The sequence below is a fragment of the Corynebacterium macginleyi genome (assembly GCF_003688935.1).
GTDB classification, from domain to species: Bacteria; Actinomycetota; Actinomycetes; order Mycobacteriales; family Mycobacteriaceae; genus Corynebacterium; species Corynebacterium macginleyi.
The window spans coordinates 1-18,693 of sequence record NZ_REGE01000027.1; the positions used below are offsets into that span (position 1 = coordinate 1).

Annotated in this window: 16 protein-coding genes and 6 pseudogenes; 15 read left to right on the forward strand and 7 right to left on the reverse strand. The window is 53.4% G+C overall.

The genetic code is table 11. The features are described from left to right. Both D9V82_RS11030 and D9V82_RS12320 read right to left on the reverse strand, forming a co-directional pair. A protein-coding gene (locus tag D9V82_RS11030) for an IS3 family transposase (protein WP_121912410.1) occupies window positions 1-1,202 on the reverse strand; the annotation gives its coding sequence in 2 pieces (ribosomal slippage) (window positions 1-941 and window positions 941-1,202; 1,203 coding nt annotated over the 2 pieces). This gene is flagged as partial in the annotation. A gap of 57 nt (window positions 1,203-1,259) precedes the next feature. Next, complete coding sequence (locus tag D9V82_RS12320) at window positions 1,260-1,412, reverse strand: hypothetical protein (protein ID WP_167449809.1); 153 nt, start codon at window positions 1,410-1,412, stop codon at window positions 1,260-1,262. Between the two features lie 610 nt (window positions 1,413-2,022). Between D9V82_RS12320 and D9V82_RS11040 the strand changes: the two genes are divergently transcribed. Continuing rightward, window positions 2,023-2,250: a hypothetical protein gene (locus tag D9V82_RS11040; RefSeq protein WP_121912412.1), complete on the forward strand. Its 228-nt coding sequence runs from the start codon at window positions 2,023-2,025 to the stop codon at window positions 2,248-2,250. A 433-nt stretch (window positions 2,251-2,683) separates the two neighbouring features. On the opposite strand, the gene D9V82_RS11045 is transcribed toward D9V82_RS11040, so the two are convergent. The 4 genes from D9V82_RS11045 to D9V82_RS11060 form a co-directional block, all read right to left on the reverse strand. Next, window positions 2,684-2,914 (reverse strand): integrase core domain-containing protein, encoded by a 231-nt coding sequence (locus D9V82_RS11045; RefSeq protein ID WP_121912413.1) that lies wholly within the window; start codon window positions 2,912-2,914, stop codon window positions 2,684-2,686. Window positions 2,915-2,925: 11 nt separating this feature from the next. Then, entirely contained in the window at window positions 2,926-3,360 is a 435-nt protein-coding gene (locus tag D9V82_RS11050) for a hypothetical protein (protein ID WP_121912414.1), read from the reverse strand. A 215-nt stretch (window positions 3,361-3,575) separates the two neighbouring features. Next, window positions 3,576-4,541, reverse strand: coding sequence for a DUF4300 family protein (locus tag D9V82_RS11055; RefSeq protein ID WP_239088590.1), 966 nt, complete (start codon window positions 4,539-4,541; stop codon window positions 3,576-3,578). Between the two features lie 185 nt (window positions 4,542-4,726). Then, entirely contained in the window at window positions 4,727-5,635 is a 909-nt protein-coding gene (locus D9V82_RS11060) for an NAD(P)/FAD-dependent oxidoreductase (RefSeq protein ID WP_121912415.1), read from the reverse strand. Window positions 5,636-6,810: 1,175 nt separating this feature from the next. Between D9V82_RS11060 and D9V82_RS12780 the strand changes: the two are divergent. Further along, window positions 6,811-6,924 (forward strand): annotated as a pseudogene (locus tag D9V82_RS12780) (Ltp family lipoprotein). A gap of 292 nt (window positions 6,925-7,216) precedes the next feature. Here the strand turns inward: D9V82_RS12780 and D9V82_RS11075 are convergent. Continuing rightward, window positions 7,217-7,933, reverse strand: a complete 717-nt coding sequence (locus tag D9V82_RS11075) for a trimeric intracellular cation channel family protein (protein WP_121912417.1) — start codon at window positions 7,931-7,933, stop codon at window positions 7,217-7,219. A gap of 136 nt (window positions 7,934-8,069) precedes the next feature. On the opposite strand from D9V82_RS11075, the gene D9V82_RS11080 reads away from it, so the two are divergent. The 13 genes and pseudogenes from D9V82_RS11080 to D9V82_RS12785 form a co-directional block, all read left to right on the forward strand. Continuing rightward, the gene (locus D9V82_RS11080) at window positions 8,070-9,266 is read left to right on the forward strand and encodes an MFS transporter (RefSeq protein ID WP_121912418.1); all 1,197 of its coding nucleotides are present in this window, start codon (window positions 8,070-8,072) and stop codon (window positions 9,264-9,266) included. A gap of 68 nt (window positions 9,267-9,334) precedes the next feature. Continuing rightward, on the forward strand, window positions 9,335-10,780 hold the full coding sequence (glmU, locus tag D9V82_RS11085) for a bifunctional UDP-N-acetylglucosamine diphosphorylase/glucosamine-1-phosphate N-acetyltransferase GlmU (RefSeq protein WP_121912425.1): 1,446 nt from the start codon (window positions 9,335-9,337) through the stop codon (window positions 10,778-10,780). Window positions 10,781-10,796: 16 nt separating this feature from the next. Next, on the forward strand, window positions 10,797-11,771 hold the full coding sequence (locus D9V82_RS11090; protein ID WP_121912419.1) for a ribose-phosphate diphosphokinase: 975 nt from the start codon (window positions 10,797-10,799) through the stop codon (window positions 11,769-11,771). Window positions 11,772-12,233: 462 nt separating this feature from the next. Then, the gene (locus D9V82_RS11095; RefSeq protein WP_121912420.1) at window positions 12,234-12,890 is read left to right on the forward strand and encodes a 50S ribosomal protein L25/general stress protein Ctc; all 657 of its coding nucleotides are present in this window, start codon (window positions 12,234-12,236) and stop codon (window positions 12,888-12,890) included. A 325-nt stretch (window positions 12,891-13,215) separates the two neighbouring features. Beyond that, on the forward strand, window positions 13,216-13,374 hold the full coding sequence (locus tag D9V82_RS12325) for a hypothetical protein (RefSeq protein ID WP_167449811.1): 159 nt from the start codon (window positions 13,216-13,218) through the stop codon (window positions 13,372-13,374). A gap of 285 nt (window positions 13,375-13,659) precedes the next feature. Then, window positions 13,660-14,041 (forward strand): annotated as a pseudogene (locus D9V82_RS11100) (IS1249 family transposase); the annotation flags it as partial. Next, a pseudogene (locus D9V82_RS13160) lies at window positions 14,033-14,188 on the forward strand (ATP-binding protein); the annotation flags it as partial. The pseudogenes D9V82_RS11100 and D9V82_RS13160, both read left to right, overlap by 9 nt. 73 nt (window positions 14,189-14,261) lie before the next feature. Beyond that, window positions 14,262-15,452, forward strand: a pseudogene (locus D9V82_RS11110) (IS3 family transposase). 197 nt (window positions 15,453-15,649) lie between these two features. Further along, a pseudogene (locus D9V82_RS11115) lies at window positions 15,650-16,285 on the forward strand (transposase); the annotation flags it as partial. A 189-nt stretch (window positions 16,286-16,474) separates the two neighbouring features. Then, complete coding sequence (locus D9V82_RS11120) at window positions 16,475-17,284, forward strand: 2OG-Fe(II) oxygenase family protein (protein ID WP_167449812.1); 810 nt, start codon at window positions 16,475-16,477, stop codon at window positions 17,282-17,284. A gap of 35 nt (window positions 17,285-17,319) precedes the next feature. After that, a complete protein-coding gene (locus tag D9V82_RS11125; protein ID WP_147446203.1) occupies window positions 17,320-17,952 on the forward strand; it encodes a LysE family translocator in 633 nt (210 codons plus the stop codon). An 18-nt stretch (window positions 17,953-17,970) separates the two neighbouring features. Beyond that, window positions 17,971-18,402 (forward strand): YbaK/EbsC family protein, encoded by a 432-nt coding sequence (locus D9V82_RS11130; RefSeq protein ID WP_121912423.1) that lies wholly within the window; start codon window positions 17,971-17,973, stop codon window positions 18,400-18,402. Between the two features lie 121 nt (window positions 18,403-18,523). Continuing rightward, a pseudogene (locus tag D9V82_RS12785) lies at window positions 18,524-18,693 on the forward strand (IS256 family transposase); the annotation flags it as partial.

Here is an 18,693-nt window from a genome sequence, read left to right on the forward strand (position 1 = left end):
TTTCTTATTACAATTTTGATCAGCGAGCTGGGCTTCGAAATCGACGGGGCTTACCATCCCGATGGACGAGTGGCGACGACGCCGGTTGTAGACAATCTCAATCCAGCGAGCCACCGCCTTCCGGGCTTCGTTGCGGGTTCGCCATTTCTTCCGATCGTAAAATTCGGTCTTCAATGTCGACCAGAACGACTCGGCCATCGCATTGTCAAAGCAGACACCAGTACGGCCGACCGATTGTGCAATCCCTAGTTCGTGACAGACCTGCCACAGCTGTTCGCTGGTGAACTGGGTACCACGATCGGCGTGGAATACCACGCCGTCGGGCACTTCACCACGCAGGGTGTAAGCCATGCGCAGTGCACGTTCAACCAGGTAAGAATCCTGCACACTATCCATGGACCAGCCTAGGACTCGGCGGGAGTGTCCATCGCGGATAACGCATAGGTACAGCCAGCCCTCATTCGTGCGCAGATAGGTAATATCCGACATCCACACTCGATTAAGCTGCCCTTGATCAAATAGGCGTTTTACCAAGTCTGGAAGCGTGGACCTCCGCTTGGATTGAATCGTCGTTACGGGAACAAACGCCCTGGGCGAGATGCCCTCAATACCCATCATCCGCATGCGTTTGGCCACGGTTTTGCGATTCACATAAACCCCATCCTCGGCGAGTTCTGCAGTAATCCGCGGGGCACCGTAGACTTCGTCAGAATCTTGCCAGATGTCATGGATTTTCCTGTCTAACTGGTCGAGGAATCTCTGACGCTGATTTTCACCACGAAGCCGTGCTGCTTGAGCCTTTTGCCATTTGTAGTATCCAGACCGAGAGACTTTCAACAAGCGTGCCATGCGCTTGATGCTGTAGTTCGCCTTCTCCTGCCGCATCAATTCGAACTTTTCTGCTCGCGTTGCTTCGCGGCGAAGAAGGCTGTCGCTTTTGACAAAAACTCGTTATCCATCTTGGCTTCAGCTAGCTCACGACGCAGACGAGCATTCTCAGCACGAAGATCAGCCTCACTCATCCCGTCTGAAGCTCCTCGGCGCTCACGCTCGAGTTTGACCCACCGGCCTAAAAGCCCGGCGGAAACACCGATCTCCTTAGCCACATGAGCAATCGGGCGCTCTGACTCGATTACCAGATTCGCGGCTTCACGCCGGTACTCCGGGGTGTACTTCTTCCTTGACGAACTCACAATGAACATCCTCTCCTACGGACACAAGATCCGTACTAATAGGGTGTCCACTAAACGAGGGTAACCTCAGTCTCGCGATTCGAGGTCAGATCCGCGTTGGACCACGGGGTCGCGGTCGTAGACGATCTGGCCGACCTCGCCGGTGGGCGATACGACATAGGATGCTGACGCGGCGCGTGACTGCCAGACATTCCATGCGGCGTCTGTGTCGCCGACCATGGCGAGGTGGTGACGCGTGATGTATCTGATGCGGTGGCCTGCACGGCCGGGCGTGAAGTGTTTTTGCAGTAGTCGTATTTTGTCCGGTAGGCCTTCGTAATAGTTTTTCATCATTTACCTGCTTTCGGCATAAAAAATAGCCCGACCGCTGCGGCGGGCTTAGGGTGTATTTTGAGACCGGAAAATTCCGTGAATTTAATATTGTTCCAGCTTGCCAATCACGCAATAACGTGTTATACTGGTAAATGTAAGGCCGCAAGGCACTTACAACAACTGTAAAGAGGGGGTAAAAATGTTTGAGATAATCGGCTCCCTGGCGGCCATCTGGCTGGCACTACTAAAAACCAGGGAACATTTCATCAAACACCCGCTTAAGCGGAGAAACCGCAAGCGGGATTAGAAACTCCCCGGCTGGATACTGGAATTATCCAGCCGGGGGCACCCCCACACAGTACAGAAAGGACTCACACGATGACAACCATAACCGCACTTATTAGTGCATCATTCATCATCACTAAGGCGCCAGCATGGGCCACCACCACAGCACTGGTAGCCACGACCATATGCCTAGCTCTGGACACCCGTACGCAATGGCTAGAAAGGAAACACCGTGCAGCCTAAAATCATTGACGTTGATACCGGCGATGAATTGTGGACCGGCTCGGATTGCGCCGACCATATCGGCGTGAGCTACGCGACCTGGCGCAACTACTCAGCCAATCACCGCACCCCCGAGCATGTAGCCACAATCTTGGGTCGCACGCGACTGTGGCTGGCAAAAGAGGTACGCGAGTGGCACGCGGCCCGGCCGGGCTCACCAGCACAGCTGCGCCGCTAGGCTTCCTCCCCCAGTCTCTTCCCCACTGTTGTCAGTGCCGGGTTCGGCGCGATTGCCACCCGTGGTGGAGCGCCACTGCTTGCCCTTGTGGGTGACGATAGCGCCCGCCGGATAGAACTCTGCCTTATTGGCCGGTTCACGCCCTGCCGGGATGCTCGGTGTTGTCTCTGGCTCCGCTGCCGCATCGCCGGTTGGTACTTCTACCCCCGGCTCCTGCGCGTCCTCTTTCGGCGGATTGTAGACCTCCTACCCAGAGTCCGACGCACTCGGCCTAGTGTAATTCAGCCCGTCCCGACGGATGATAGTTGCATCCGCTAGTGTGGTGTATCTGGAGCCCGGTTGAAGCGGGCTCGGCCCCGAAAAGTGGGGCCCGGCCCCCAAAAAAGGACACATCGGGGGCTAGCTGTTCAGCTGTGGTCAGTATAGCTGCAGTCTAGGTTTCACAGACATCAGCGGCTACAAGGTTGGACCAGGAGTGCGGTCTTCGTGTGTTATAGCGCTTACACCACCGGAGGACCTCCTGCCAGCAGGTCATCGGATTGTCAAAGATCTTCCTATCACGCAAGACTTCCCGCTCTAAAGTGGCATTAAATGATTCCACTAGGGCATTATCAACACCGGTCCCACCGTTCCAATGGACTGACGTACACCCAACGAAGAGCAGTAAGGACCTATTTAGCGGTCAACGTCAAGTACTAATCCGTTTTTGTCGATGTCGATTTCGATGTCACCAACTTCGACTTCCCAATAGCCGTCATCGTCCCACTCGACCTTGCCTTCACCATTGTGTGCACGCTGTAGAACCTGAGTCACGTCCTCCTTAGTCAGACGCTCTTCGGTCAGGTCATGCTCTGCTTCACCCGAATAACCAGTGATTTCGGTTGGTAGGTCGGTGGCGGCATGGTTGCCACCCTCTGCGTTAGCATCAACTCCAGAAGAGACGGTGACGGTTTCCTTGCCATCATCCTGGTTGCTCTGGTCCGCTGGTGTAACGGTCTGTGTTATGGTCGCTGGCGCGTCGCTGTCATCGTTGCTGCAGGCTGCGAGGCCCAGGCCCAGAGCGACGGTAGCAGCCGCGATAAAAACACAGCTGAAATTACTTGATTTCATATCTTCAACCCTTCCTATGAGTCTTGTAAATTTTCCCACTGCTCACCGGGGAGGCGGTGTCCGGCCTTTGAAAACCCCAACTAGTACTGCCTCGACTGGTAGGTGCATAAGGTCAGAATTATGGGGATGCGCCAAATCTATCGGGTCAGCCTAAACATCACGGGCCTTCTGGCGGGACGTAGTTCGCTATTATGACAGAGGGTTACGGTGTTCTTTTACTTCCGGGCGTATCGCATCCCTTCTATCACGTCACCATTGTCAAAGATGACGGGTTGGCCATACTCCAAGTCAGGGCCGTCATCGTACTTATGCATCAGATAATCATTGAGCTGCTGCATATCCTTCACTGTCACCGCTTGATATGGCATGTCGAAGGCAAGCTTCTCCAAGAATAGGTAGCCATCCTCATATGGCACGGCGACGCCGGTGTGCCCGATAAAAAGCGTAGCCGGTTCAGTCAAGGTATCGTGGGAAAACACCGACACCACCCGAGTACCCGTATCTGCGAACTCAATGCCACGGTCTTTAATATAGGCCTTTATATCGGCAATATGCTGTCCTGGGGTTTGTTCCATGGTGGTTTCTATGTTCCCGTAGAAGGCCTCGAACTTGGCACGCTGGGCTTCATTAAAGATTTGCTGTGGAGCCTTATCCAGGGACTGTTGGTCTAGGAACAGCAAGGAGTCATTAGGATTATCCTGGTCATCAACGGAGAAGAGCGAATGCGCCAGGGTGAAAGTATTGATGCGGCAATTGGTACCCACATAATCCGCGTAGCGGTCGTTCCATGCCTTTGAAATAGACTCCACATCGTAGTCCGGATCCTTCGTCCCGTAATCTGCGAAGCCTTCGGCCACCATACTGTCAGTCGGTACGGCAGTGTTGTATTCGTTTACCAGTTCAAAGAAGCCATCGATGCTTTCTTGCGGTACTCCGGCATCAGCCAACGCGGACCGGACTACCTCGTGCGATTGCTTATCAACGAGATTACTAATCGTCATCCCCGCCAAAAGCTGCGACGCATCGCTATTTGCGGTCGGAATTTCCGTATGCTGATCGCTCGCCACCTTTGACTCCGCGGTGGCACTGGCAGTCGACGCAGATTGGGTATCACTCGCAGCCCGAATCGTGTCACCACTATCTGGATTTGAGCAGGCCGCTAAGAATAGAGATACTGTCACGGTAGGGACAGTTAGATAGGAAAAGTGCATCACCATATGCTAGCGAAAAATGACCCACGAAAGATAGTCCCGCGAAAAACTGGGGGCAAGGCCTCCCGATATGTCTCGGTATACTTTTTGTTAGCACTCGGTGGAGGAGACACCACTATTCAACCTCTATTATGAAGGACGAAAGTATTAATGCTTTAGCAGGAGATATCCTCATCAAACATCTTCTGATCCACCTTAACGGCAACGGCGGCTCCAGCACCCAAGGCTTGCGGAACTTGGTCTGGAGAACTGATGACATTTCCTGCAGCCCAAATGCCCTCCAGTGACGTCATACCAGACTCCGCTTTAACCCAACCGTGTTCTACAGCGCATCCGGCTTGCTTTAGTATTGAGTCATTGGGAACAAATTCCGGACCAGTGAAACAAGCTTCGTATTTTATCTTTTCCTGCCCTACGTCAAGTACTACCCCGCCATCGGATCGTTCAGATGCTGTAACCCCTTGGACCAAATAAGGTTCAATTGTTATTCCTAGCGATTCCATAAGACGTTTTTCTTCCTGGGAAAGCTCCAACCCATGTGGATAGAAAGTAACACGGTCTGTCCACTTAGTGAGCAACTTCGCTATGCGGAAAGTAAATGAAGGGTTCTTCCCACCAATAACAACCAGGTTCTTATTTTTAACCTCATAACCATGGCAGTAAGGGCAGTGAAAGACCCGGTTACCCCACAACTTCTCTAGTCCGGGGATGTCTGGCAATTTGTCGGTGATACCTGTAGCTACGATTACATGGCGCGAGTATACCACCTCGCCGCTTTCTAATTCGGTTTTCCATTTACACGAGTGTTTTTCAGAAGGAGTGAGCGACGTCGCAGTTTCAGAGATAATCTCTCCGCCGAACGATTGAAATTCATGGCGGCCACTTTCCAGCATTTGAATCGGCGAAGCTGAATCAAATCCCAAAACTCCGTGGGAATGCCCACTAAACCTATTCCGCGGCTGATGAGAGTCCACTAACACGATAGACCGATTCGCCCGAGCCAAAGTAATAGCCGCAGAAGTGCCCGCGAATCCGCCACCAATAATTACTACGTCCACTCTCATAGAAATCTTTTCCCTGCCCCACTGCTAAGCCATCATTAATGGCAATTTCCTTACCATTATTTTAAATTAAAGAAAATCGAGGGAGCCAAAGAAGTAGATAGCCGAAGCTTCTTAATTCGAGGGTTCCGCAAGTAAACGAATAAGTCAGGCGATCCGCAAATTTCGCACTCATAGGCGATTTTCCCTGCTCTCCCACATACTTGCATCCAGACCGGTTAATTGAGTCAGACCCTTACTACTCTACACCACAGCCCGTTTCCGAGGTGTGCATCGGCAATGATCACTCATTATTTCTCTTCCGAGAGACCAAAGCGTTGAACAACTCTCTTCATCCGTCTCCCTCCCTTGAAACTCCGGCGTCACTTCCATCAGCAACCGTAGAAAATCGCTTTTAAAGCGGTGGTAGTTCTGGTTATTGCGCATTAGGGCCGACCTCGTGGCATTTGTGGCCTTTATTTTTCCGTGTTGAAAATAAGCGAAGCCCAAGACACTGAGGCCGCTTTGGGTAAATGCTGCGAGGATGTAACCAGCCGTGCCAAGCATCCCGGCGGAGTCAGTTTTCCAGAAGACATTAAGATTCATTGGTCAGGATTCGCCAAGTAGGTACTACGCCTTTTGCCCACGTTGATATCCCCATTGGTTTCGGCACTCCAGTCCGAGAATTCTTTTCCTGCAAAATGGCGTTGATTTCGGCGATATTGAAAACAGTATCCTCCACGTTGCCAAAGAATCGCTGCGCTAATCGTTCTCGACTACTGCTGCACTCTTGCAACCAATGTTGAGAAACTTTCATCTTTTCCTATCCCATTCACACTGAAAGGAAATCACACCAAAACCTCTCCTGCCCCCTATTTCGATTACTCCCAACCGGCTGTTCAACCTGCAGCTCGGCAGCAGACACCTCAGCATCCCCAAAAGAAAAAGCGGCTGCCTCAAGTGGAGCGCAATCGTCATCGGTGTCTTCATAGTTATCGTCATCACCGCCAGTTTGGGCACTACTGATGATGAAAACAGGGAAAGCTCCACAGACCAGACCACCCGGAAAGTAACTGTTGCCGCGACCCCAAAGAACAGCCCAAGAAATAAACGCGGAAGAACGAAGCGAGAACCAGGATGTCCCGCGCTGATTCGAGAACGCTCTGAAGAGTGCCAATTTCTACTCAGACTCCATGCGTATGTCCAAGCAGGGCCTGTAAGGCCAGCACATCAGTGAATACGGCGAAAAGTACACCGAGGAAGAAAGACAGTACACCATGGACACTCTGCGGTTGTATCTCGCAAGGCACTAGCGAGCTCTTTCGAGTTACCTTGATCTTGCTCGAGAGCGAAGCTTGTAGTGGCCTTCACTAACATTGCGGCAACGTTGCACTCGAAAGGGTTTCTGCCGCGACAGCTCCACACCCAAGGTCGTCCGCAGAACCTGCTGACGATGATTTCCAGGAACCTTTTACCCTAACCCACTGATCCATTCCTCGAGTGGAGCGTTCTTGTCCTCAGTGTCCTTAGCATTACCAGCATTATCGCCACTGTCACCGACCTGCCTTGGACTGGCGAACATAGCCCAATAAGCCGTCTAAGCCGTTAACGTTTGCGCCGGCCGCGGCGAAAGCCTTTCAGTTCCGCCTTCTTAGCAATCGCGGCCACCTGGGCCGCGGTGTAGTTCACCGGCGCGACCCCGGCACGAGGTAAGACCCATCCCCGCCAGTAGGAAATAATGGCCATGCCGCTGCCGACGAGCGGGGAAACCACCATGCCCATGGCGAATTGGTCATAGGATGCCAGGGTGACCATCACGATGCCGGTCACAACGGATGGCACTGCATAAAGGGGGCTGCCGCCGAAAATCGACGGGATTTGACCGGAGGCAACATCCCGAACCATTCCCCCGCCGACTGCAGTTAAGACGCCTAAAAACACGCACGGGATCATAGGCATTCCCGCTGCCAGTGCTTTCACGCAACCGGTGGTAGACCACATACCCAAAATGATGGCATCCCCATGCTCGCGGAACATCTCCCACGCTTTTCCCTTCAGCTCTATGAGAAAAGCGGTCAGAGCGCCAGCACAGGCAAGGCCCAAGTACCACGGATCTGAAATGGCGGCTGCAGGGCCGTCATCGATAAGCATATCGCGGATCATGCCGCCAGCCAGGCCAGAGAAGAGGGCGAGGAAAACAAATCCCACAATGTCGAATTCGCGGCGACGGGCAATCGTGCCGCCGATAATGCCATTCAAGACCACTCCGATCAGATCGAAGGCCTGGTACATCGTGTTGATGAGAGGATCCACGTCGTGCATAACACTTACTGAACATAGTCGATCGCGGCGGTTTCGCTCTGTCCAGGGGTAAGAAGCAAGTAAAGTTGATAGATGGTCCCTTAAGACCGGTTTACGTGTTATCCCGCCTTGTTCTGGTTATCTCGAAAGTTCTTTCATGTCCAACTTAAATGCCAGGTACTTCATCTGGTCCAATGGCCTGCAAAATTTAGGCGATCAAATCGTTGCCTCCAAAACGGTGTTGCCAGCGCTCTTTAACGCAGCAGGTGTCCCGGTTTTCTTTACTGGCCTGCTTACCCCTATCCGGGAATCCGGCTCCATGCTGCCGCAAGCCGCCCTTACCCCCTGGGTGACCACGCACCGCGCCCGTAAGCGCTTGTGGATGATCGGCTCGATTGGCCAAGCCATCTCCGCCGCCGTGATTGCCCTTGCAGCTTTCTTAATACGCGGCACATGGTTAGGAGTGATTGTACTACTTGCCGTGGTGGCGCTTTCTCTGTTCCGGGCGTTGTGTTCTATCGCGGGCAAGGACGTGCAGGCGCGCACGATTTCCAAGGGTCAGCGCGGCCGAGTCACCGGATCCGCAGCAGCCTTGGGCGGCGGGGCCACCCTCCTAGTCGGTGTCATCTTATTTCTCTTAGGAGATCTCACGATTGTCACTATGGGTATCGTTTTATTTGTTGGCGCTTTTACCTGGGCCTTTGCCGCGTGGGTATTTTCGCACGTCAAAGAGCCGTTACCGGAGGGCGAGCACGAGGGCATCGATAAGAGCTGGTGGACAGATACCTGGCAGCTATTTACGAGCGATACCCAATTTCGCGACTTCGTCATCGTTCGTGCTCTGTTGCTGGTCTCCGCGCTTTCCACCGCATTTATCGTGCTTCTACACGATAACCTTTCTGGAGTCTTCGGCTTCGTGCTTGCCTCTGGTTTGGCCTCGCTTGTAGGTGGACGCATTTCTGGCGTGTTATCGGATAAATCATCTAAAAACACCATGGCGGTTGGTGCGGCCGCGTCCTCGGTTATCATCCTGCTCATCGTGGCCAGTTCCCACTGGGCCTCGGAGGTAGTAAATGCTTGGGTCATGCCGCTCGGTTTCTTTGCCGTCAACCTCGCGCATACGGCGGTTCGCGTGGCCCGGAAAACCTACGTGGTGGATATGGCCGGTGGCGACAAAAGGACGCAGTACGTGGGTGCCGCTAACACCATGATGGGCATTATTTTGCTCATCTTAGGTGGTATTTCTTCCGTCATTGCTATCGCAGGTCCGGAGGCTGCGTTGATTTTCTTGGCGCTCGTTGGCTTCCTCGGTGTCTGGCGCGCGGGCAGGCTCACGGAGGTTTCTCGCACATAGTTTAAATCTGGACTATAAGATGAAGCCCGAAGAACTAATCAAACTCAAACCCGGGAGTTTTGTTGACCGTGGAAGCAACTACTTCAAGTGCCGTCGTCGTCCTCGCGGCGGGTGCCGGCACGCGCATGAAATCCACAAAGCAAAAGACTTTGCACGAAATTGGCGGTCGCGCGCTGCTTGGACACGCGCTGCACGCCGCGGCGGGTATTAACCCAGACCACCTCGTTACCGTCGTCGGCCACCAGCGCGATCAGGTCTCACCCGTCGTAGAAAAGATTTCGAAAGAACTGGACCGCGAGGTCATACTGGCCGTGCAGGAAGAACAGCGCGGTACCGGTCATGCCGTGTCCTGTGGGATTTCCCCGCTTTCTGATTTCGAAGGCACCATCATCGTCACCAACGGTGACGTGCCTCTTTTAACCTCAGAAACCATTGAGGGGCTGCGCAACACCCACACCGCGCAAGGCAATGCAGTGACGGTGCTGTCCATGCACCTTGCAGATCCCACCGGCTATGGCCGCATCATGCGCGAGACGGATGGATCAGTATCCGCTATCGTGGAGCACAAGGACGCCACCGAAGAACAGCGCTTGGTTGATGAAGTCAACTCCGGCGTTTTCGCTTTCGATGCGGCAGCATTGCGCGATGCTTTGACCAAGCTTGATACCGATAATGCGCAGGGCGAGCTGTACATTACCGATGTCCTCGAAATCGCCCGCACCGCCGGACATGGCGTGGGTGCGCACGTGGCCGCAGATCCGCAGGAACTTGCCGGAGTCAATGACCGCGTGCAGCTGGCCGCCGCCGGCCGCGAACTCAACCGTCGCATGGTGGACAAGGCCATGCGTGGCGGCGCTACCATCGTCGATCCGGAAACCACCTGGATCGGTGTCAATGTCACCATAGGAACCGACGTCACCATCCACCCCGGTACTCAACTGTGGGGTGCCACGAGCATCGCCGATAATGCCGAGGTTGGCCCTGATTCCACGTTGACGAATATGCAGATTGGTACCGGCGCATCCGTGGTCCGCACGCACGGCAGCGATTCCGTCATCGGCGTCAACGCTAAAATCGGGCCATTTACCTTTATCCGGCCGAATACGATCGTGGGCGAAGACGGCAAACTCGGCGGCTTTGTGGAAGCGAAAAATGCCGAGATCGGCCGCGGAACTAAAGTGCCGCACCTTACCTATATTGGTGATGCCACCATAGGCGAGGAAACCAATATCGGTGCATCCTCCGTCTTCGTCAATTACGACGGTGTGAACAAGCACCACACCACCATTGGCAGCCACGTGCGTACCGGCTCAGATACGATGTTTATCGCTCCAGTCAGTGTCGGTGATGGCGCGTACTCAGGTGCGGGTACAGTAATTAAGGACGATGTTCCCGCGGGAGCACTCGTAGTCTCCGGTGGCAAACAGCGCAATATCGAAGGCTGGGTTGAAAAGAACCGTCCGGGCACCCCAGCGGCAGAAGCCGCAGCCCGTGCACAGGACAACGAAAAGTAAAGGGGCATATTCTCCTATGACTGGCAAGGTAACTGGTAGTAGCAAGAACATGAAGCTGTTTTCTGGGCGCGCACACCCAGAATTGGCAGAGGCAGTGGCAAAGGAACTCAATACCGATCTGGTACCTACCACCGCCCGGGACTTCGCCAATGGCGAGATCTTTATCCGCTTCGAAGAGTCTGTGCGTGGCGCTGATTGCTTCGTTATGCAATCACATTCCCAGCCGCTCAATAAGTGGTTGATGGAACAGCTCATTATGATCGATGCATTGAAGCGTGGTTCTGCCAAACGCATCACCGCGATTTTGCCGTTCTACCCATATGCACGTCAGGATAAAAAACACTTGGGCCGCGAGCCCATTTCTGCCCGCCTGGTCGCAGACTTACTACAGGCAGCGGGCGCAGATCGCATCGTCTCGGTGGACCTGCACACGGACCAGATTCAAGGCTTCTTCGACGGCCCCGTGGACCACATGCACGCCCAGCCCATCTTGACTGACTACATCAAGTCCACGTACGCCACCGATAACATCGCCGTCGTATCCCCCGATGCCGGCCGTGTGAAAGTTGCCGAAAAGTGGGCCCACGACCTAGGCGATGCCCCGCTGGCCTTCGTGCACAAAACCCGCTCCAATACCGAGGCTAATAAGACGGTCTCCAACCGCGTGGTCGGTGAAGTTGAGGGCAAGGACTGCGTGCTTCTTGATGACATGATTGATACCGGTGGCACCATCGCCGGTGCCGTGCGCGTGCTCAAGGAAGCAGGCGCTAAGAAGGTCATCATCGCATGTACCCACGGCGTCTTCTCTGACCCCGCCCGTGAGCGCCTGTCTGAGTGCGGTGCCGAGGAGGTCATCACCACCGATACCCTGCCGCAGTCCGCCGAAGGTTGGTCCAACCTCAAGGTTTTGTCCATCGCCCCACTGCTGGCTCGGACTATTCACGAAATTTTCGAAAATGGCTCCGTAACCACTCTTTTCGATCGCGCATAAGCATTTCACCGGTCGCACTACGCCTCACACCCTGCCCTTCGCGCTCACCGTGAACGGCGGGGTGTCGGTGGTTTTCCATCCCCGTGAGCGCCAAGGGCGGCGAATGTACTCACAAGTGCTTCAGCCTGTCTTCTCCCCCCCTCCTTTCGCGCTCACCGCCCGATCCGAACTACAGACATACGCGCTGCCGGTGAGCGCGAAGGGCGCAAAGGAAAGGAAGGACGCGAAGCAAGGATAACGGGGGCTGTTTTTGGTTTCGTTGGCCGAGAGATGCTAATCTAACGCAGTCTCGGCGAGGGCGACTCAAATAATTGGGAAGCCGTTATCGACGCGATTGAAGTTAGAGCATGTTGCTTTTATTGACGCCTGCGATGACTCGTCCAAGACGTTCATCGGCAGGCTTTCGTCGTTTTTATAACTTCGATAGCCTCGCCGCACTACACCGACAAAGGAGATTGCATCATGGCAGAGCGCCCAATCATTAAAGCAGAACCACGTACCGTCTTTGGCAAGGGCTACGCCCGCCGACTGCGCCGCGACTGGAAAGTTCCCGGCGTAATCTACGGCAGCAACCAGGAGCCCGTACACTTCGCAGTGCCACTACTGGACATCCAGTCCCTCGTTCGTAACAACGGTGTCAACGCCGTTTTGGAACTCGAGATCGAGGGCGAGCAGTACCTGACCATGGTCAAGCACGTCGACCAGAACGTGCTCACCATGGACATCGACCACGTTGATTTGCTGCTAATTAAGCGCGGCGAGAAGGTTGAGGTCGAGGTTCCGATCACCCTGACCGGCGAGTCCGCACCGGGCACCATGCACATCCAGGACGCAGACGTCCTCCTGGTTGAGGCTGACGTTCTGAACATTCCGGAAGAGATTGAGCTGTCCATCGAAGGCCTCGAGGAAGGCGAGGTCATCACTGCCGCTGACATCGCTATGCCGGAAGACACCACCCTGGTGGCAGACCCCGAAACCGTGATCCTCTCCATCTCGCTGCCTGAGGTCGACGAGGAACTCGAAGAGGCCGCTGAGGCTGCTGAGGAGGGCGGCGCCGAGGCTGGTGCTGATTCCGTCGACGAAGAGGGCGAAGACGAGTCCTCTGATTCCGAGGAGTAATTTCTCACTCCCTTAAACGCACAGCGCCGTGAGCACTACTGCTCACGGCGCTGTCGCGATTTTTATATCTTATCCGGCAAGTTTTACGAATTCTCAGCGTGATTTGGATCTTGTCTTTCCCGACCGATTCGACAAATACTTATAGACCTAGTCCCCCACACAAACAACATGACACGCTTTCACCCGCAAGCAGAGCCTCAATAGACAACACTCAAGTCACCTGTACCTAAAAGCCTTGGGCACTCCAGCATCAGAAGTAGTAACATATGGGGCGTACACATAAGATGTACATCTTTTTCAAATATCCGATGTTGAAAGGAATACAATGATTGCAGACCTCGTAAGCAACGCACAGGAAGCAGCTCACATGGCCGTCTCCAACGGATGGGATATCTTGGAGCAGACAAACCTATTCTTCCGTCAGCTGCCGCACCTCATCCCAGACGCGCTGAATCAGTTCAGCCGCTCCATCCTCGGCTTCTAAAACCATAAAGCCGTAAACACCCCCAAAGCATGAACTGGCCCCGAAAGTTGGACTGGTTTAATTCTAGGCGGTGAGGGGGTCAAGGGCCTGATTCCGATATTGTATCGGGGCCAGGCCCTTGAGTCATTGTCGGATGCGATCGGTGGTGGACCACCGGATGTAGTCTTCGGGTTAAGTAGCAAGAAGTGTGTCTGAGTTCCGGCTTTTCCGCTGCTCAGGTTAGCTGAATCGGGTCTATATAAGGCTGAGGTCCTTATATAGACCCGATTCTTCGTCAATCCACCGGAATGGACCCTCCTGCGGGTACGCAACGCCTACAACTCGCTGTTGCACCTCTCGCGAAAAGGTTAGCTGTTTACCTACCTGCAGCCACGCCGCGCACTCGGACCAGGCCGATGGGCCGCAACTACCAACACTCTCGGAAGGCGGAGTCAACGCGCAACTCAAACGCATCGCAGACGCCCACCGCGGCAGGACAGGACAGCACCAACGCAAAATGCTCGAGTGGAGGTACCACTCGAAAACGCAGTTACCAGACGATCCTCTCGGAATAGCCAGGCAGTGCAATTTCGGACAAGAGAAACTCGCCAAAGTCAACAATCTTGCCGAAGAAGGGTCTGACCCCGAGAAAGTGGACACGTCGGGGGTCAGGCCCATCAACATCGATGTCTTGATCATCGATGATTTTATGACCATGAGCATCAATCAGCGCGAGCAAGAAGACCTTGCCAAAATCATATTCGACCGTGAGGCCCGACTACCAACAGTGATTTCGTCGCAGTCGGCGGCTGCCTATAGGGTTGCCGAACTTCCTGAAACCTGGCCCCCGTTAGGTAGACACCTGATATCCAGCCCGGTTGGGTTGGCAAGAAAGGTAATCTACCACCATGCCTAGGTACTCCGAACAGTTCAAACGTGATGCTGTGGCCCTCTACGAAAACAATGAGGAGCTCTCGCTTCACACGGCTGCAGCAGAGCTGGGAATCAATCGTTCTTCACTTTATTCCTGGCTTAAGCAGTACGGCACCGGCAAACGTGCCCACTCGAAAAACATGCGTGATAAAGCTCAGGCGACGACTGATTCTGAGCGGATCCGCCAGCTAGAAAACGAAGTCTCTAAGCTGCGCGAAGAGCGCGATATCCTGCGCAAGGCCGCGAAATATTGTGCTTAAAGCAACTCACTGGAGTTCTGCTTCCAGTGTGTCGATGACCACCGAACCGAATACTCGGCTTATACGGATGTGCCACGTGTTAAAGCTCAATCGATCCTCGTTTTACAAATGGGTCAACATCCGCGAAAAACGCAGGTTAAAGATGTGTTCCGATGCTCTTATTGCTGCACAAATCAAGACCATCTTCGATGATGAGCACGGGCTTTACGGGGCTAAACGCATCGCTGCAAGCCTTAAAGCCGATACGGATTTCGGCCCGATCAACCATAAGAAGGTCGCACGCATCATCAAAATCCATGGGGCTTTAAAGGCTTTAGTAAACGACGTCGGTGCATCACTACTAGGCGCAATCCTGGCCACCGCGTCATGCCAGATCTAGTACGCCTGTTAATTCGCAGCTAAAGAGCCAACCGTGTGTATGTCGGCGACATGTATCTACCTGCTTCTGACAAGGATGGCAAAAACATATACCTTGCCACGGTCATCGACGTCTACTCTCGCAAACTTGTCGGTCATGCACTCGCGGATCACATGCGGGTATCGCTGGTTATCGAAGCTTTGTCTCATGCCAGAAAAGTCCGCGGAAGCCTTAACGGGGCAATTTTCCATTCCGATCACGGCAGTGTGTATACCTCACAGGCATTCAGGGACCACTGCGCCCAACTTGGTGTACGCCAATCCATGGGAGCAGTGGGTACAAGTGCCGATAGAAGCCCTAGCAGAATCCTTTAAAGCGTGAAGTGCTGCGTGATAGGAAACTCTTTGAAAGTCCAATCAGCTGCCGCCAGGAAATCTTCCGGTGGTGCATGCTCTTGTAACACGCGCAGGCGGCACTCCTGGTGCAACCTTCTAGCCTCCGATTCCTTCGAAGCACTCAGATCAGTTACACTGACCCAAGCAGCATAGCTAACCCCCGACGTGTCTACTTTCCGGGGGCAGGCCCCTGACAGGGTCGGGGCTGATTCGTTGGTCAGCCGACTAAACAACGGCTACCGAATCCGAATCGGAGACTTTGATATCCGCAAAGCTACCGCCCCGGTAGACCAGAGAGAGTCTAATGGTTTGTGTGTGGGTACCTAACCCGCATAAGGAGATAAGCCAGAATGACTACTGTGGTACGGCGAGATCCGGCTGATAAGGCCAAGATTGATGCGATTGAAAGGAAGCTTCTTGCTAACCCTGACATCGCGAAACTGATTAATGACCTAGCCCGCGTCAACAACGGATGCCAATGACCTAGTTCGGGGCATGCTGCAAGCCTCAATTACCCGCGGGTTAAATGCTGAAATGGATGCCCACCTAGGCTATGAGTCTGGCGATAGGAGCGCTAAAGCTGCTGCTGGGACAGACTATTACCGCAACGGGTCGTACCCAAAAACCGTGGATTCTAACTACGGGCCAGTGACCGTTGATGCCCCTCGGGATCGGGCGGGAACATTCTCGCCGACTATGGCCCCTCAAAGGCTCGAGGCATTTGACTGATGTTGAGTGAGATGATTGTTAGCTTGTATGCCGGTGGGATGATAATTAGGGATATCCAACACCACATGGCAACTGTAAAGCGGGTTGATATCTCTCATGAGACGATTTCAGCGGTTACTGACGCTGTCTTGGATGAGGTCATGGTGTGACACAACCGCCAGTGAGATGAGTTCTACCCCGTGGTGTTTCTAGACGCGCTGCGTATTAAAGTTCGCGATGGCGGCCGGGTAGTCAACAAGAGTGCGTACATGGGCCTGACCCCCGAAAAGTGAACACGTCGGGGGTCGGACCCCCTTAGTGTCTACTTTTCGGGGTCCGGGCCCGCAGCAGATTTGGGCATCTTCTTCACTTGACACTGTTCCTTGACGGCTTTAAATTATGATTTAAATCACTCCAGACATAAGATGCGGCCTGACAATCAAGCAAGAAATATTCGGGAGAAAATAGTGAACAAGTCAAAGGGGAATCCCACGCCTGTCTATACGAAATTTGAAGAGAAGTGCTCTAAGGAACTAGTCAAACAGGATCTCGTTGACCTGGCAGCGGGAACCTTATCGGCCATCAGGGTTAGAGGCTTCTTTTCCAAGGAACTGTGTGCTGAGGTAATGGAGAATCTGCAGACAGTGGAATTAGGCGAGTATGACCAGCAGGTGGTCTCGCCGCGGATTGCCAAGTTGGGGCCGTCTGCTTTCGACTACTACATCGACGGAGGAATCGGAGATGAGTATTGGGAGCATCGAGATCAATCTGACGAGGTCCGGTCTGCTTTGGCTAAGGGAATCGATCCTTTAGTTCTGGCAATGGAAAAAATAAGTCTCTGCTGGGACTCTGATGTGAGGAAATCCTCGATAAATGGAAGGCGTCTCTTCGCTGGAATGATTCGCGAGATCAATGAAGGAGCTCGTATTCACTTTGATGAGATTGAGCGCGAACTTCCTAATGGTCTCGACGACACCCCCGTTGCGCAACTCGCATTTAATTGTCACCTGGAAATGCCGAAGAAGGGTGGAGAAGCAACTATTTTCCGCCGACGGTGGATGCCTCAAGATGAGGACAACCGCGACGGTTATGGTTACCCCTATGATCTGGTAAAAGATCAACCGTACACGTCAGTACGTGCAGAGGTAGGAGATGCGGTAATCTTTGACCCTCGCAATTATCACCGCGTGGAAACAAACAAGAGCCCAGGGAGGCGAGTAACCTTATCGTTCTTTATGGGGCTCACTGCTGATGGGATCCTCGAAATCTGGTCTTAATTTCGAGTTTTTGCTTGAATAAGCGGAGAACGTAAGTGGTAGCTGATTTTCTTAGTTGGACCCTCGTTATGGCGATGCCGGGTCCTGATATTATCTCTATCGGTCTGCAAACATCACGGTATGGTCTGCGTGCGGGGTTCTGGACAGCTCTCGGCGCTGCGCTGGGAGTAGCAGTGTGGTCAGTGCTATCGCTGGTCGGTATCGAGGCGTTGCTGATCGCCGTTCCTAGTCTACGTATCGTGCTGCCGATGGTCGGCTGCGGGGTACTCGTGATATTGGGTGTTCTGTCTCTTCGTGACGCAGCAAAGCCAGTACGCAATCACGGCAATCAAGTCGTGACCGAATCGGCCCCTTCAGTGCGATCGCCAGGGGCCGGTTCATGGGCTAAGTCGCTTCGACTGGGCTTTATCACCAACATCTCGAACCCGAAAGCATTGGTTTTCTTTACCTCTTTCTTTACCCAGATGATGAGCCACTACACGGGATCCGATCAGAAAGCCATTATTCTTGGCCTTCTGCTTATGTCGACGCTTGTAGTATTTATCGTGATGTCCGTTTTGTTGAAAGCTGCTGCACATTCACCGCTAGCGAGAATTCCCGCTGTTCGCTTCCTCCCGGGCATCATTTTCATTTTTATCGGTGTCTTCTATCTCTTCGAACTTATCTAAAAAATAAAAGGGTAAAATATGCGTGTTCTTCATGTCGATCCAGGTATTTCAGACACTGCAACTTTTTTGGAGGAGACTGGCGCTGCCGCGGAGCAAAGTCTAAATTCTATTGTGGTTTCTACCAAGCTGTCTGGAGAGCGCCATAATGCTCTCGTTCTGGTTCCCGCGACTCACCGTTTAGATAATAAAGGTCTCAAGCGAGCCTTAGGCGGTAAGACTTCTTTTTTGCCAATGGATGAGGCGTTGGCATTAACCGGTATGGAAAAAGATAGTATCGGCCCGATTGGCGTACCTGAAGGCCTTCCAGTTGTGGCGGATCTGAATGCAATAAAGGGCGACGAGTTCTACATTGGAGGGGGAAGATTAGGCCGCAAATATGTGATTACCCGTCAGGAATTGGTAGCTGTAGTAGATCAAAACGTTGTAGAGATTTACGTTCCTATCGAATAGGGTTGCTTTTCGTTCTAGGTTGAAATGGACGCCCATCAGGGCTGCGAGTTTGGGGACAGGAGCGGAGAGTGTCTAATGGTTTGTGTGTAGGTTCCCAACCTGCATAAGGAGATAAGCCAGAATGACTAGTGTGGCACGACGAGATGCGGCTGATAAGGCCAAGATTGATGCGATTGAAAAGAAGCTTCTTGCTAACCCTGAGATGGCGAAACTGATTGATGAGCTAGGCACGTCTACAACGGATGCCAACGACCTGGTTCGGGGCATGTTGCAAGCCTCGATCACTAGGGG